The organism is Aerococcus sp. HMSC23C02, from assembly GCF_001806805.1.
Taxonomy (GTDB): domain Bacteria; phylum Bacillota; class Bacilli; order Lactobacillales; family Aerococcaceae; genus Aerococcus; species Aerococcus sanguinicola.
Genome location: NZ_KV786062.1, coordinates 44,388 through 59,478 on the forward strand (window position 1 = coordinate 44,388; position 15,091 = coordinate 59,478).

The following is a 15,091-nucleotide window of genomic DNA, read 5'->3' on the forward strand; positions in this document are numbered from 1 at the left end:
AAGGCTGCGCTAGCAGCGTTGCTACCTTCTTCTCACCTAGCGAGCTTCAAAGGGTTCGTAACGGATTATGTCGACGATCCCTAATTCACATCTAGTCGGGTTCGTAAGAGCAGCTTTGGAGGGCTTTCGCAAGTTGGAAACGTGCAAGCGGGGCTTGCCCTTATTCCAACTTACTCCAAGCATCCAAAGCTGAACGCTCTTACTCGCACCCTGATGCTTGCTTGGTCATGGCTAAGGGCCAACTTCAAAGCTCCACTCCTGCTCATAAGGGTAACGGCTTTAAATAAATTCATTACTTGAAATAAAAAGTATAAAGAAAACTCGCTTACCATATCTACAAATGATAAGCGAGCATATTTCTTTAATAAGAAGGTGCTGGATTAGTGTTAGTTTGGTTGCCTCCAGTTGTGCTTCTTGTTCCTTGAGTTGTATCAGTTTGTGCGGATTGTGCACCTGTATTAGCCCCTTGATCAGGTGTATCAGTTTGGCTTCTTGAGGTCTGCCCGCCATTTGTTGCTGACTGGCCTTGTTCATAACCATCTTGTCCTTCCACCTGGCTATCCGATACAGATCGGCTAGACCGCCCGGAGCTGTCTTCGTAGTCTTCGTCGCCGTAGCCAGATTGGTAAGTGGATTCGTAGCTTGGTGTCCGGTTGTAACGGCGGGTAGAGTGGCTGTAGTAGCTGCCGTTAGGGTCCAAGTTTCCAGGACTTGATGCAGAGTTTTTGAATTCTTCGTAGAGGTTTTCATTGATCAAGTCGCGGGTGGTTTGGCTGTAAGGCGTCGAAGCTGTGGCGAGACGGACTGGGTTGGATAAGGCCACAAGGTTGGCTTCATGGACGGTATCAGGTTTTTGCCAGTCTTCATTGTGGGCCCCATTAGAAACGTAGTCCATCATCTGCCGGTAGAGGTAGTCGACCGCATGGCCGGCGCTTTCTGTGATGTATCCATTAGGGGAGTTTGGATTGTCATAACCCATCCAAATGGAGATTGAATAATTAGTGGTAAAACCGGACATCCAGCGGTCTGGTGCGGCTCCAGATGGAATATTGAAGCGGGCAATTTGATCGTCTGTATAGTTGGTCGTTCCTGACTTACCAGCTTCAATGATGCCGCCATTATGGTAGGGGGCAGAGAGGCCTTCGGTGAAGACCGATTTCATCATGTCGGTCAGGATATAGGCGGTGGATTCCCGCATGGCTTGGCGGCTTTCGCCTGAGACTTCAACTTTTTCATTGTTAAGGGTAACGAAATAATCCACAGCCTTAGGTTCATTGTATTCCCCATAGTTCCCCACGGCTGCAAAGGCGGCCGATAATTTCAAGGGTGTGATTTCCCCGCCAATCGAATTGGATTCATAGACACCTTCGCCGTTATTGAGGTTAATGTCTAAGTTATTGAGGAAGTCATTCACTTTTTCGGCGCCTACTGCTTGGAAGACCTTGAGGGCCGGGATATTCCGTGATTCGGCTAAAGCCTGGCGCATAGTGATGAGGCCCTGGTGCTGACGGTCCCAGTTATTGATCGGGTCGCCGCTGCTGTAGCGGTAAGGCTCATCCTTAACCCCTGTCGCCGGGCTGATATTTAAGTGTTCAATAGCAGGGCCATAGTCACTCAGAGGCTTAATAGAAGAACCGACGCTCCGGTTTAACTGGGTGGCCCGGTTTAAGCTCAAAGCTTCAGTCTGGTTACGGCCGCCGAAGAGGGCAATAATATGTCCTGTCTTGGTATCGACAATTGAAGCGGCAGCTTGAACTTCAGAATCTTGGAAATAAGCGCCGTTCGGATCGTTCAAGAGTTCGGTAATATAGTTTTGGGTATTCATATCCAAGTGGGTATAGATCTTCAAACCGTCTGACCACATGTCGTAACCAGCGGCCTTGACATCCTCAGCCACTTGTTGGATATAGGAATCCACCACTTGGTTGACGGAATTTTCTTTTTCACGGTTTTCTTCTAATGGCTGGAGTCCGTCATCGATTGGTGTATTGACCGCAGCTTCATAGTCTGCTTGGCTGATCTTGCCATTTTCCAGCATTTCGGAGAGCACTAAGTCGCGCCGTTCCTTAGCTGCCTCAGGATTCGTATAGGGGTTGTAATTATTCGGCGCTTGGACCATCCCAGCTAGGAGGGCGGTTTGCGGCAAGCCAAGATTATTTAAGCTAGTGCCATAGTAGACCTCAGCTGCCGTCCCCATGCCATAGACCCCATTAGCCATATAAACCTTATTAATATAGAATTCGAAAATTTCTTTTTTGGTATAGTTTCGTTCGAGCTGGAGGGCGAGCATCATCTCCTGGACCTTGCGCTTATAGGTCTGGTCTTCGGACTTAGTTGAAAAGGCAGACAGCTTGACTAATTGCTGGGTCAGGGTAGAGCCCCCTTGGGATATTCCCCCGGCTCTGATATTGGCAATTAGAGAGCCGATAATCCGTTTGGGGTCGATCCCGTTGTGCTTCATGAAGCGCTGGTCTTCGATCGAAGTGACGGCATCAAAGGTCAATTGAGAAATTTCATCTTCTTTGACAATGCGACGTTCATTCTGGCTGGTTTCAAAGATCTCCTGCCCTTGGTTGTCGTAGACAATGGAGGCCATGGACCCCCGCAATTCGTCTTCAGTCAGTTCGGGTGCGGTGAAGGCCCAGTAGGCGAAGACTAGGCCCAAGAGGAGGGCTATGACGGCAAAGAAACCGACGATAGCAAGGATGATTTTTTTCCAAAGTGACTGATTTGATAAGGCCTGGCGCGGTTGTCGCTTCTTATTGTAGCGCTGGTGGCGGCGGTCTTTTTCAGACATATTAAAACCTTCTTCCTATAAATATGAATCAGTGACTAATGGCTTTTGCCATAGTCTGCAATATATTGGTCTATCAAGGGGAGATAATCTAAGTAAGGTTGGTATTTTAGGGCGATGGGATAGGCATAGTCTTCAATTCGCTGGAAGGGGATGGAAGACCGTTCACTATCCTGATAGGCCCGCCAGTCTTCAAGCAAAGCTTCGATAGGGTACAGGTAGGCTTCCTGGCGCTTAGAGAACCAAAAGATTACAAAGCTCAAGCCGCCCGCCTGGCTGCAGGCAGTCATATGCTTGACTTGGTGGTCCTTGATATTATTGAGCGGGAAGCTCTGCAAGCGGTCAGACTGCTTGGCTTCGAAGTCCACATACCAACCCTTGTAGATGCCATTGTAGTCGGTGGTCGATGCCTGGCGATAATAGGCCTCTGTAATCTTGGCCCGGGCTCGCTTGGGATAGTCCACTTTAACCACCTGGATAGGGGTCGGTTTTTTATGGATAACTGCAAGCCCGCGGTTGAGGTACCACTGGTTGGATTGGTTCAGCATGTTCTCAAGCCGCATCCCCCGCTGGCCGAATTGGACCTTTTTAGCCTTAGGGCCAGGTCGGGACTTGGCCTGATCCCGTTTTCCTTCAAAGTTTTTACCATTTGGGTAACGCATCAGATCGTCTACTCCTCCAATCTATCCCTATAAGTATAGCAATTTTACCGGATAAAAGGAATAAATTGCACAAAAATTAACACAATTATAACACGCCTGCAAGCTTCTTAATACATGTGGAGAGTGTGACAAAAGTCGTTCAGGTCTGAATCACTGGAGCGAACTATGGTCAAAGGTTGACCAACCTTTGACCATAGTTCGTGAAGTGGATGTCAGGCCTGAGTTTTGGAACTGGTTTTTGGAAAAGTTAGTAAATAAAGAAGATTGTAAAATTTGGGATAAGAACTTTATTTGGTTTAAACTAGACATTTTAAGCTTTTTAGTGTAATATGTCAAAATGTGAACGATGATATGCCTATAGAGGCAATTTGCTTGATTAAAAGCTATCAATCGATTAATCTAAAAATGAAATTTTGAAGAGTTAGGGGAATTAATACATGACAGTAAATTTTGAACAGACAAGTACTAATGAAGGCGTTCTACACTTTACCGTAGCCCAAGAAGATGCCCAAAAGGCTATGAAACAAGCTTACAAACGTGTTAAAAAAGATGTGAGCGTACCTGGCTTCCGTAAAGGGAAAGTGAACTACCAAGTCTTTGTTAAGATGTTTGGGGAAGCTGCTTTGTACGAAGATGCCATTAACCTGGTTCTCCCTCAAGCCTATGCCCAAGCCGTTGAAGAATCTGGTTTGGATATTGTTGGCCAACCTCAATTCGATATCGAAAAGATGGAAAAAGGCCAAGACTGGGAATTCAAGGCTGAAGTTGCTACTAAACCAGCTGTTAAATTAGGGGACTACAAAGACCTTAAAGTTGCTAAACAAGACCGTGAAGTCAGCGAAGAGGAAGTTAACCAACGCCTAGAAGCTGCTCAAAATAACTTGGCTGAACTCAGCCTTAAAGAAGGCCCTGCTGAAGAAGGCGATACCGTAGTGATCGACTTTGAAGGCTTTAAAGATGGCGAAGCCTTTGAAGGTGGTAAGGATGAGAACTACTCCTTAGAGCTCGGTTCAAATAGCTTTATCCCTGGCTTTGAAGACCAATTAGTTGGAGCTGAAGAAGGCGACGAAAAAGATGTGAAGGTAACCTTCCCTGAAGAGTACCATGCCGAAGACTTAGCTGGTCAAGAAGCAATCTTCAAAGTGAAAGTTCATGAAGTGAAGACTAAAGAAGTTCCAGAACTTGATGATGAATTCGCTAAGGATGTTAACGAAGAAGTTGACAGCTTAGATGAACTAAAAGACCTCTACAAGAAAGAAATCGAAGAAGCTAAAGTTCGCCAAGCTGACGATGCACGTGATGAAGAAGCTATCCGTCAAGCGGTTGACAATGCTGAAATCGAAGACCTACCACAAGCGATGGTTGACGAAGAAGTGAACCATCAGTTAGAACACTACTTAAATGAAATGCAACGCCAAGGCATTAGCCCTGACTTGTATTATCAATTAACTGGCACTTCAGAAGAAGACCTCCGTCAACAATTTTCTGAAGATGCTGAGTTACGCGTGAAGACAAACTTAATCCTTGAACAAATCGTTGCCGATGAAAATATCGAAGCTAGCGACGAAGATGTTGAAGAAGAAATCAAGTCCTTAGCAGAAACCTACAACATGCCTGAAGAACAAGTTCGTCAAGTTGTTACTCCAGATATGCTGAAACGTGACATTGCCCTTAAGAAAGCCATGAGCTTGATCACAGATTCTGCGATTGAAGAATAAGCTTTTTATTGAGAAAGAGAGGTTGGAGTTGGAACAGTTGACTTCAACCTCTTTTTTTGACAAAATTAGTTGATGTGTAAGAAGGGAGAGAGGCAATAAATGTTTAATGATGATACGGGTCAAGTTCACTGCTCATTTTGTGGCAAGTCCCAAGACCAAGTGAACAAAATTATTGCTGGTCCAGATGTCTATATTTGTAATGAATGTGTCAGCCTGTGCCAGGAAATAATTGATGACGAAGCGCAAATGGAAATTTCGGATGAGCTGGTCATGGTAGACCCACCCAAACCAGCGGAAATCCATGAAGTCTTGGACCAATATGTGATCGGCCAAGAAGATGCTAAGAAAGCCTTATCTGTTGCCGTTTATAACCACTATAAACGTGTCAATAGCAACCTTCAAACAGATAAGGATAATGAAATTGAAGGGGTCGAACTGCAAAAGTCTAATATCTGCCTGATCGGGCCAACCGGTTCTGGGAAGACTTACCTTGCCCAAACCCTAGCCCGCTTGCTGAAGGTACCTTTTGCTATTGCCGACGCAACCTCGCTGACGGAAGCGGGTTATGTTGGGGAAGACGTGGAAAACATCTTGCTTAAACTCCTTCAAGCTGCCGATAATGACCCTGAACGGGCCCAGTACGGGATCATCTATGTGGATGAAATCGATAAAATCGCCCGTAAATCTGAGAATGTCTCCATTACCCGGGATGTCAGTGGGGAAGGGGTCCAACAAGCCTTGCTGAAAATCTTGGAAGGGACTACCGCTAATGTTCCCCCACAAGGCGGCCGTAAGCACCCCCAACAAGAGTTTATTGAATTAGATACGACCAATATCTTATTTATCGTTGGCGGCGCTTTCGACGGGATCGAAAATATTGTCAAAGAACGTCTGGGCGAACGGGTGATTGGCTTTGGCCAAACAGCGGAAAAGGAAAGCCCTGAAGAGAAGAAACAGATCCTTAACCATATTATTCCGCAAGATCTCCAGTCCTACGGTTTAATCCCAGAGTTTATTGGCCGCTTACCAATTATTACCGTGCTCGATAAATTGACTGAAGAAGACCTGGTGCGGATTCTTTCCGAACCAAAGAATGCCTTAATCAAGCAATACAAACAATTGCTGGCCTTGGATGATGTGGAATTGGAATTCACTGACCAAGCCCTCCAAGCCATTGCCAAGAAGGCGATCGAACGTAAGACCGGTGCTCGGGGCTTGCGGGCTATTATTGAAGAGAGCATGATTGATATTATGTATGATATCCCTAGCCATGACCAGGCAGCCAAGGTTATCGTCACAGAAGACGTGATCAACCAAGAGGCCCAGCCTGAGATTTATGATGCTGAGGGCAAGGCTATTAAAGACTAAGCAAGGATAGTAACGCAAGAGGTTGGGAAAAGTCCCAGCCCCTTTCGTTTTTATTGATAGGAGGGTAGGACAATGCAAGTTCACCAAGTGGAATTCTTAATTAGTGCGGTGCGCCCCGAACAATACCCGGAAGCCGACCGCCCTGAGATCGCCCTAGCTGGCCGGTCAAATGTAGGCAAGAGTTCCTTTATCAACACCATGGTCCGGCGGAAAAATATTGCACGGACCTCAAGTAAACCAGGAAAGACCCAACAATTAAACTATTATTCCGTTGAAGATAGTCTCTATTTTGTTGATGTGCCGGGCTATGGCTATGCCCGGGTGAGCAAGACCGAAAAGAAAAAGTGGCAGGAGATGCTTGAGCGCTACTTCAGGACCCGGACCAATTTAGTGTTAGCCCTCCTTTTGGTGGACTTCCGCCATGCACCAAGTAAGGAGGATATCCAAATGAAGGAATTCTTCGAAGCCTATGAGATTCCTTATTTTGTGATCGCTACTAAATCTGATAAGGTCAAACGATCCCAGTGGAATAAGCACCTGGCTCAGATTAAAGAGACTCTAGACCTAGTAACGGAAGACCAGATCTTACCTTTTTCTTCGAAAACGGCAGAAGCTAAGGATGAAGCCTGGGAGATTATCGAAGATGTCATTGCAGGAGCCTATGAGGACTAAGCCTTTTCTTGCAATTGGCTAGAACTTGAAGTATACTATACAATGCACAATCCTATGTCATTAAGAGGGTGACCCAGTGGCAAAAGCAATACCAAATGAAGTGGTCCAATCCATCAGAGAACAAGTTGACATCCTGGATATTGTTGGGGAATATGTGGACTTGCAAAAACGCGGGAAGAACTACTTTGGCAAGTGTCCTTTCCATGATGAACGGACGCCATCTTTTTCTGTTGAAGCAGACCAGCAATTTTTCAAGTGCTTTTCCTGTGGTCGGGGCGGCAATGTCTTTTCTTTTATAATGGATATCGAAGGCTGTTCTTTCCAGGAAGCGGTGGCTTTGGTTGCGCAGAAGGGCCACGCCAGTGTCGACTTTGACTTTGAAAGTAACACTAACCGTCAGCGAAGGAGATGGTCTGCTGAGGAAGAAAACTTAATTGCCATCCATGAAGAGGCTAAGGATTTCTACCATTATCTTTTGACGGTAACCCAGTATGGTCAGGAAGCCATGGCCTATTTAAAGGGCCGGGGCTTTAGCCGAGAAACCATTGACCGCTATCAGATTGGCCTTGCCCCTAAGGATGGTCAGCTTTCTTACCAGCATTTGCGGACCAAAGAATTTTCAGATGAGGCCCTAATCGCTTCAGGAATCTTTATCCGGAGCGACTATGACCAAGCAATTCGCGACCGTTTTGCCGGTCGACTCATCTTTCCCCTCCGCAGTCCGGAAGGGGAGACCCTGGCTTTTTCTGGACGGATCTTGCCTGATGATTCGGGAGAAACAAGTCAGCAGGCCAAGTACCTGAACAGTCCGGAAACAGCTCTCTTCCAAAAGAGCCGCTTTCTCTTTAACCTGGACCTGGCTCGGCCAGAAATTCGGAGGGTCAAGGAAGTCATTCTTTTTGAAGGTTTTATGGATGTGATCAAGGCTAGTGAAGCAGGGATCAAGAATGGCTTGGCCTCAATGGGGACCAGCTTGACGTCCGCCCATATCCAAATGATCCGTCGGCAGACGAAAGAGGTCTTATTGGCCTATGACGGGGATAAACCCGGGATTGAAGCGGCCTACCGTGCGCTTGACCACTTTGCTGAAGAAGCACCGGATGTCAAAATTCACGTTTGTGTCTTTCCCGATCAAATGGACCCGGATGAATATATCGAGCACTATGGCAGTGAGCAGTTTGGACACTTTATTGTCAACCAACGCCTGTCCATTATGCATTTCTACCGGTATTACTACCGCATGCACTATGATTTGGCGACTGACTCAGGCAAACTTCAATATATTGAAGCCATTATTCAACGGATTGCCCGCCTGGATACAGCCGTGGAGCAGGAACTCTACCTCAAGGAGCTGAGCCAAGAGACCCAGCTGGCCGTAGATAGTCTCAAAGAACAACTTCTCCAAGTTCAGCGCGACCTGGCTCAGCAAGGAGCTTCTCGTCAGGACAATTCACCGCTTAGAGAAGGGGCAGATACTTCCTGGCAAAGCCTGTCTCGCCAGCCGGCTCAAGAGGCTTATAGTCCCTTAGAGATTAATGAAATGCACTTATTCAATCGTTTATTGAAGCAAGAGGATGCCTGGGTCATGCTCAAGGTAAAGTATCCAGATTTTCAGTTCCAGTCGGTTAAAATGCAGACACTGTTCACTTTGTTGGAAGCCTACCGCCAGGACCAGGGGGATAATTATTCCCCTCAGGCCTTCTACAACCGCTTATTAGACCAGGCAGACCAGGCTTTACTGGTAGATATTTATTGTTTGGACACACCAGAAGAAGTGACAGATATGGAAATTGAGGACTTGGTCTTTAATATCACGACTAAGACGGATCTGAAATCCCAGTTAGCAGCCCTCAAAGACGAAATGGAGCAGGCTAAGCTGACCAATGACCAAGCGCGGATTGGCGACTTAAACCTTAGACGGATTCAAATATTGAGACAGATGAAAAGATAGTAAATGGGGGAGATTTATTTGGCTAAAGCAGACGATAAAAAACCGAGTTTAAAGCAAGCAAGCAAAGCTTTAATTAATGAAAAACGCATCTTTGGTTCCATTCGCTATGATGAATTAAGCGACACCATTGCCCAACCTTACGGCCTAGATGACAAGCAAATCGATGACCTGATTGAACAATTTGAAGAAGCCGGGGTAGCCGTAGTGGATAACGACGGTGGCCCAACCAACCGCCAACTCCAGCGGACCGCTGAAAAATCAGACGAGATCAAAGAAGAAGAAATTGATGACGAGACCATCGATGAAATTGTTGATAAGGATAAGAAGACCAATAAGAAAGCGGACAGCAAGAACACCAAGGACAAAAAAGCTAAGGACAAGGAAGAAGAGGACGAAACCAGTATTCCAGCTAATGTCAAGATGAATGACCCTGTCCGCATGTACCTCAAAGAAATCGGTCGGGTTTCCCTACTGACAGCTGATGAAGAAGTGGCCTTGGCCAAACGGATTGAAGAAGGAGATCCGATTGCCAAGCAAGAACTGGCAGAAGCCAACTTGCGTTTGGTAGTCTCTATTGCCAAGCGCTATGTAGGCCGGGGTATGTCTTTCCTTGATTTGATCCAAGAAGGAAATATGGGCTTGATGAAGGCCGTTGAAAAATTTGACTATACCAAGGGCTTCAAGTTCTCAACTTATGCGACTTGGTGGATCCGCCAAGCCATTACCCGGTCTATTGCTGACCAGGCCCGGACCATCCGGATCCCTGTCCACATGGTAGAAACCATTAACAAACTCGTCCGTATCCAACGGCAACTCCTCCAAGACTTGGGGCGCGAACCCACGCCAGAGGAAATTGGTGCCGAAATGGACCTGCCAACGGAAAAAGTCCGCAATATCATGAAGATTTCTCAAGAGACTGTTTCGCTTGAAACCCCAATTGGGGAAGAAGATGACTCCCACTTGGGCGACTTCATCGAAGATAATGAAGCGATGAGCCCAGAAGAATTCACTTCCCAAGAAATGCTGAAAGAACAGCTCAATGAAGTTTTAGATACCCTAACCGACCGGGAAGAAAATGTCTTGCGTTTACGCTTCGGTCTAGAAGATGGTCAATCTAAGACTTTAGAGCAAGTTGGTAAGCAGTTCGGTGTGACCCGGGAACGGATCCGTCAGATCGAAGCCAAGGCTCTGCGGAAGTTGCGCCATCCTTCTCGCTCTAAGCAATTGAAAGACTTCATGGAAGAATAAAGCAAAGTATTTAAGAGAGGTCTGGCCTTGGCCGACCTCTCTTTTTTAGCGGATAAGGTCTTGGATGCGGGGGTTGAGGGCCTGGCTGATGTAGCTGTGGCCAGCAGGGCTGAAGTGGATGTGGTCGCTCACAAAGTATTTGTGGGGAGCTTGTTCAAAGACTTCAGCAAAGCTTAGCAGTTTAGCTTGGGCCTGGACATTTTCTCTAAAAACTTGTCGAAAGCTGCGGAGGCGTTCTCGTAAGCGGGGGGTCTTCGAAGCCGGCGCTCACATCTAAACAGAGCATAAATTGGGGATTAAATTGCTTGCTTAAGTGCTCACATAAGCGGTTAAAAATCTCCGGCCAATTTTCGAGATAAGCCTGCCAGTCGGCCTGACTTATTTGCCGGTGAAAATAAACGTCATTAATACCAGCCCCCCAGGACCAGTCCATCGACACTTCCAATTTGCTCTAAATTTCGACTGAGGTCGGTCCACACATCTTTGACTTGGGCTCCCTTGTAGGCCTTGTTAATGGCCTGAAGGGGGAGCTGTTGGCTTTGCCAGACTTGGTCAAGTTGGGCGACAAAACCTGAACCGAGGTCTTTTGAGCTTTTGGCTTGGTTGCGGCCCCCGGCCACTTGACTGTCACCGATAAATAGAATCTTATGCATATCATGCACCTCCATAGCTTTATTTTACCCTAAAATGCTCGCTTGGCAATTTTAGTATTTATTTTGAGCGGAATAAAAAATTGTATTTATAAAAATCGTATGTTAAAATTAAAAGGAATGACAGTTTCCGATGAGAAAGGGGAGAAAGTACATGTCAAAGATCGCAATTCTCTGCGATAGTTTAGCCTACCTGGATCCGGCTTTTAAAGAAGAACATGATATTTTTGTGGTTCCACTGTCTGTAACGTTTTCGGATGGGACTTACCGCGATATGGTAGAAATTGATGATAAAAGCTTCTATGCGAAGGTGGAAGCTAGCGGGGAATTTCCGAAGTCATCCCAACCGAGTCCCGGCGCTTTTATGGAAGCCTTTGATGAGATCCAAGCCAAGGGGTATGACCAGGTCCTCGCTATTATGGTGACTCCTCGTGCGTCAGGAACTTTTGAAACCCTGAAGATGGCAGCTGCCCAAGAGGAAGATTTGGAGGTTTATCCTTTTAACTCTCAAATCGGACTTCAAGCCCAGGGCTATTATATTGAAGCAGCCGTTAAGGAGCGCGACCAAGGCCGGTCAGTTGAAGAAATTATCGCTAATCTCGATAAATTGTCCCCTTATAGTAAGCTCTATGTGATCTTAGACGATGTACGCTATGTGCTCAAGGGGGGACGTTTGGGCTCAGCGGCGACAGCCCTCGTGAACTTCCTCAAGATTAAACCGATTGTCAAGGTCGGCCAGGATCGTTTGGAACTATCTGCTCGTACCCGGAGTCTGAAGAAGGCTATTCAGCGGGTTGTTGAGAGCTTAGAAGAGGATGCGGCTAAGGGCTTGCCCCTGCGTGCGACTATTTCAGGACGCAAGGACTTTGAACCTTACCAATCACTCAAAGCCATCGTCCAAGAGAAATTCCCCGACATGCGTTTAGATGAGGGCATTATTGGCCCCACGGTCGGTGTCCACAGCGGCCCCAATGCTTTTGCTTTGATGTGGAGCATTGATACCGATAAATTATCTTTAGATGACTTATAAAAGGCTGAAGGCTTGGTCGTTATGAGCCGGGCCTTTTTTGTTGAATGAATAAATGAGGAGAGGTGACACATGACGCAAGGTGTTGTAGTAACAGGCATGGCTGCCATCAGCCCATTAGGTGAGAGCGTGGAAGAGAATTGGCAGCGGGTGCGTGCGGGACAGCATGGGCTGAAAACACTGGAAGCGGCTGGTATGACTTGTCCAGATTTGGGTGTCAAGGTCTGTGGCCCCCTTCCAGATCCTAGTCTCTATGCATCAGCAAGTGGCGAGGAAGCCTATGCGATTTTGGCCCGGGCTGCGGCCAAGTCTTGCTATCAGATGAGTGGCTTGGAGGCTGGAGACTTTGATCCTTACCGGGCCGGTTGTTATTTGGGTAATGGGCTTGGCTGCTTGACTGCTATTGAAGCGGCCCTTAAAGGTCAAAGCAAAAGCCAAATCTTTCTTCAGAATCTGGCCGGACAGACCGCTATGAAATTAGCCCAAGACCTATCCTTTAGGGGGCCAGCCCAAGCCATTGCGACGGCCTTTGCTTCTTCGAATTCAGCGCTTGGTGAAGCCTTCCGTGCTATCAAAAGTGGCCACTTAGACTTAGCTATGGCCGGAGGGAGTGAGGCCTGCCTGAACCCTGCTGGCCTGACTTTCTTTGATAATTTAACAGCTCTTAGCCACCGGTCAGACCCTGACCGGGCATCGATACCCTTTGACCGGGACCGGGATGGCTTTGTGATGGGGGAGGGCGCAGCCTTCCTGCTCTTAGAATCCTTAGAATCAGCCCAAGCTCGCCAAGCTCCTATCTATGGTGAAATTGTAGGCTATGGGGCGACCAGTGATGCCCATCATTTAACGGCTCCCGCTCCCCATGCCCAAGGGCTCGGCCAAGCTATGGCCCAAGCCTTAGCCGAGGCCCAAATCGATCCCACAGCGATAGACTATATCAATGCCCATGGGACCTCAACCCCAGCCAATGACGCGAGTGAAACTGAAGCGATTAAGCAAGTATTTGGTGACCATGCCCAAGAATTGGCCGTTTCCTCCACTAAGTCCTTTACTGGTCATTTGTTAGGGGCAGCGGGTGCTATCGAGGCGATTTTTACCTTGTGTGCCTTATCTGACCAATTCTTACCGCCTACCCTAGGCTTGGAAAATCCAGACCAAGGCTTAGACCTTGACTATGTGCCTAAGCAGGGGCGGCCTGCTAACTTGCGCTATGCGCTAAGCAATAGTGCCGGCTTTGGGGGCCACAATGCGGTCCTTTGCTTTAAGAGAAATCGATCTTAAAGGTGGGTAAAACTTCTTGGCTGAGTTCGATTCTCACACGTTCCCGCCAAAGACTATTAGCCCAGCTTAGTTCAAGGTTGTATGTGATCTGACTAAGCTGGTTTTTTTGAAAGAAAGTACGTACCGGCTATTTCACTAGGATGATACTTGACAGTTATCCCTTGGACGCGGTACAATATATCTTGTGAGTTCTCGGGGTAGCTCAGCTGGATAGAGCACCGGTCTTCTAAACCGTAGGTCGCGAGTTCGAATCTCGCTCTCGAGGTAGCATAAAAGCAGCAATTGTAGGCTTTAGGCCGCAATTGCTGCTTTTTCTTTTTGCTGATTATTATGAAAAGTAAGCAAAATTGTAGACAAGATTTAAGGGATCCCGTATTTAGTAAATTTGTCTACTCCTTCTTAATCATAGCTAAGCCTAGCTTGTTGACTAGCTCTCTTGTATTTTTTAATAACCTTCCCGATAGTAGTCACTATCTTGACCGTGGAGGGAAAAGATTGATTCCCGGCCAGCTAATTGGAGGGGCATTTGGGGATCAGAGAAGAGGGTGATTAGGGCGGGTGGTAGTTTAGAGATTTTCACTTGTTCGGGTGAAATTTCCGTTACGATATCTTGACCGCGGCCTTCCATAATTTTCTTGCCAAATTGTGGGTCGATCAGGGTGCCGCGTCCGACAGCTGCTAGGTCGGCGTAGTTGAGGGCGTCAGCCGCTTTTTCTTCATTAGTAATACCGCCAACGACAATCAGCTTGACCTCTTCGGGAAGGACTTGGCGGTAGAGCTGGGCATAGGTCAGGTCTTGACCTTCAGGCTTGTGCTTATAGTCCAGGTGGGAGACATGGATATAGTCGAAGTCATAATCTTTGCCTAGGTCTGCGACGAGGCGGGTAGAATCTTCATAGGTGTAGCCCACATTGTTTCCGTGGATTTCTTCTGGGCTGATCCGGTAGCCGACAATGAAGTCTGCAGGAGCTTCCTGACGAACCACCTCGAAGACCTTGTCGTTGACTGCACGGATAAAGCGTGTTCGATTCTCGTAAGAGCCGCCCCATTGGTCTGTTCGCTGGTTGGACCACTTGGAGAAGAATTGTTGGTGGAGGTAGTGGTTGGCCCCGTGGATTTCTACACCGTCGAAGCCAGCTTGGATGGCCCGGCGTGTGGCGTCTCCAAAGGCTTCGATGACTTGGTAGATTTCTTCTTCCGTAATTTCTTCGACGGGGTAATCTAAGAAGGAGAAGTCAATAGCGCTAGGGGCGAGAGCGCGTCCGCCGTGGCGAGCAGGGAAGTTGGACTCCCGGCCAGAGTGGTTAATTTGGACCATGGCCTTGTTGCCCTTGGCCTTCAAAGCTTTAGCGATTTGGCTTAAACCTTCAATGTGAGCATCAGATTGGATGCCGAGCTGTTCTTTGTTGGCGGCCCAGGTGTGGGAAGGCCCGCCGTCTTTGATGACATAGCAATATTCGACGATGACAAGGCCCGCAGATTCTGAGCGAGCTTGGTAGTAGTCGAGGGTGTCTTGGCTAACGAAGCCCTGGCTGAGGCCGCTATTAGTGAGCATAGGGGGTTGGACAATCCGTCCTTTAATTTCAGCGCCGTGGCGGAATTTGACGGTATCAGTAAGTTTTTTAGTCAAGCTGATCATCCTTTCATTTGTCTTGCAAGGACTAGTCTACCATTAATTAAAGTTTTTGAGGATAGAAATAAATAATAATAGCTATCCCTG

Annotated in this window: 12 protein-coding genes and 1 tRNA gene; 9 read left to right on the forward strand and 4 right to left on the reverse strand. The window is 47.2% G+C overall.

Annotation, left to right across the window (positions count from 1 at the left end; all coding sequences use genetic code 11):
• Positions 1 to 361: 361 nt before the first annotated feature.
• Together HMPREF3090_RS09210 and recU are read right to left on the reverse strand one after the other, a co-directional pair.
• The gene (locus tag HMPREF3090_RS09210; protein WP_070486529.1) at positions 362 to 2,797 is read right to left on the reverse strand and encodes a PBP1A family penicillin-binding protein; all 2,436 of its coding nucleotides are present in this window, start codon (positions 2,795 to 2,797) and stop codon (positions 362 to 364) included.
• Between the two features lie 35 nt (positions 2,798 to 2,832).
• Positions 2,833 to 3,456: a Holliday junction resolvase RecU gene (recU, locus tag HMPREF3090_RS09215; protein ID WP_067971658.1), complete on the reverse strand. Its 624-nt coding sequence runs from the start codon at positions 3,454 to 3,456 to the stop codon at positions 2,833 to 2,835.
• A gap of 437 nt (positions 3,457 to 3,893) precedes the next feature.
• Between recU and tig the strand changes: the two genes are divergently transcribed.
• From tig to HMPREF3090_RS09885, 6 genes are all read left to right on the forward strand, one after another.
• Positions 3,894 to 5,174 carry a trigger factor gene (gene tig, locus HMPREF3090_RS09220; RefSeq protein ID WP_070486535.1) on the forward strand — a complete coding sequence of 427 codons (1,281 nt, stop codon included), beginning with the start codon at positions 3,894 to 3,896 and terminating at the stop codon, positions 5,172 to 5,174.
• Positions 5,175 to 5,273: 99 nt separating this feature from the next.
• Entirely contained in the window at positions 5,274 to 6,542 is a 1,269-nt protein-coding gene (gene clpX / locus HMPREF3090_RS09225; protein ID WP_070486537.1) for an ATP-dependent Clp protease ATP-binding subunit ClpX, read from the forward strand.
• A gap of 72 nt (positions 6,543 to 6,614) precedes the next feature.
• Positions 6,615 to 7,214 carry a ribosome biogenesis GTP-binding protein YihA/YsxC gene (gene yihA, locus HMPREF3090_RS09230; RefSeq protein ID WP_067971651.1) on the forward strand — a complete coding sequence of 200 codons (600 nt, stop codon included), beginning with the start codon at positions 6,615 to 6,617 and terminating at the stop codon, positions 7,212 to 7,214.
• Between the two features lie 76 nt (positions 7,215 to 7,290).
• On the forward strand, positions 7,291 to 9,165 hold the full coding sequence (gene dnaG, locus HMPREF3090_RS09235; RefSeq protein ID WP_067971649.1) for a DNA primase: 1,875 nt from the start codon (positions 7,291 to 7,293) through the stop codon (positions 9,163 to 9,165).
• 3 nt (positions 9,166 to 9,168) lie between these two features.
• Positions 9,169 to 10,413, forward strand: coding sequence for an RNA polymerase sigma factor RpoD (gene rpoD / locus HMPREF3090_RS09240; RefSeq protein ID WP_083272464.1), 1,245 nt, complete (start codon positions 9,169 to 9,171; stop codon positions 10,411 to 10,413).
• Positions 10,414 to 10,440: 27 nt separating this feature from the next.
• Positions 10,441 to 10,590: a hypothetical protein gene (locus HMPREF3090_RS09885; protein WP_158444707.1), complete on the forward strand. Its 150-nt coding sequence runs from the start codon at positions 10,441 to 10,443 to the stop codon at positions 10,588 to 10,590.
• Between the two features lie 227 nt (positions 10,591 to 10,817).
• Here the strand turns inward: HMPREF3090_RS09885 and HMPREF3090_RS09245 are convergent, their stop codons facing one another.
• Positions 10,818 to 11,066: a hypothetical protein gene (locus HMPREF3090_RS09245; RefSeq protein ID WP_067971647.1), complete on the reverse strand. Its 249-nt coding sequence runs from the start codon at positions 11,064 to 11,066 to the stop codon at positions 10,818 to 10,820.
• A 151-nt stretch (positions 11,067 to 11,217) separates the two neighbouring features.
• Here HMPREF3090_RS09245 and HMPREF3090_RS09250 point away from each other — a divergent pair, with 151 nt between their 5' ends.
• The 3 genes from HMPREF3090_RS09250 (at position 11,218) to HMPREF3090_RS09260 (ending at position 13,636) form a co-directional block, all read left to right on the forward strand.
• Positions 11,218 to 12,093, forward strand: a complete 876-nt coding sequence (locus tag HMPREF3090_RS09250; protein ID WP_067971644.1) for a DegV family protein — start codon at positions 11,218 to 11,220, stop codon at positions 12,091 to 12,093.
• 69 nt (positions 12,094 to 12,162) lie between these two features.
• Complete coding sequence (locus tag HMPREF3090_RS09255; protein ID WP_067971641.1) at positions 12,163 to 13,371, forward strand: beta-ketoacyl-[acyl-carrier-protein] synthase family protein; 1,209 nt, start codon at positions 12,163 to 12,165, stop codon at positions 13,369 to 13,371.
• A gap of 191 nt (positions 13,372 to 13,562) precedes the next feature.
• Positions 13,563 to 13,636: transfer RNA gene (locus HMPREF3090_RS09260), tRNA-Arg, on the forward strand.
• A 180-nt stretch (positions 13,637 to 13,816) separates the two neighbouring features.
• Here the strand turns inward: HMPREF3090_RS09260 and HMPREF3090_RS09265 are convergent.
• Positions 13,817 to 15,001: an oxidoreductase gene (locus tag HMPREF3090_RS09265; RefSeq protein WP_101603474.1), complete on the reverse strand. Its 1,185-nt coding sequence runs from the start codon at positions 14,999 to 15,001 to the stop codon at positions 13,817 to 13,819.
• Positions 15,002 to 15,091: the final 90 nt, after the last annotated feature.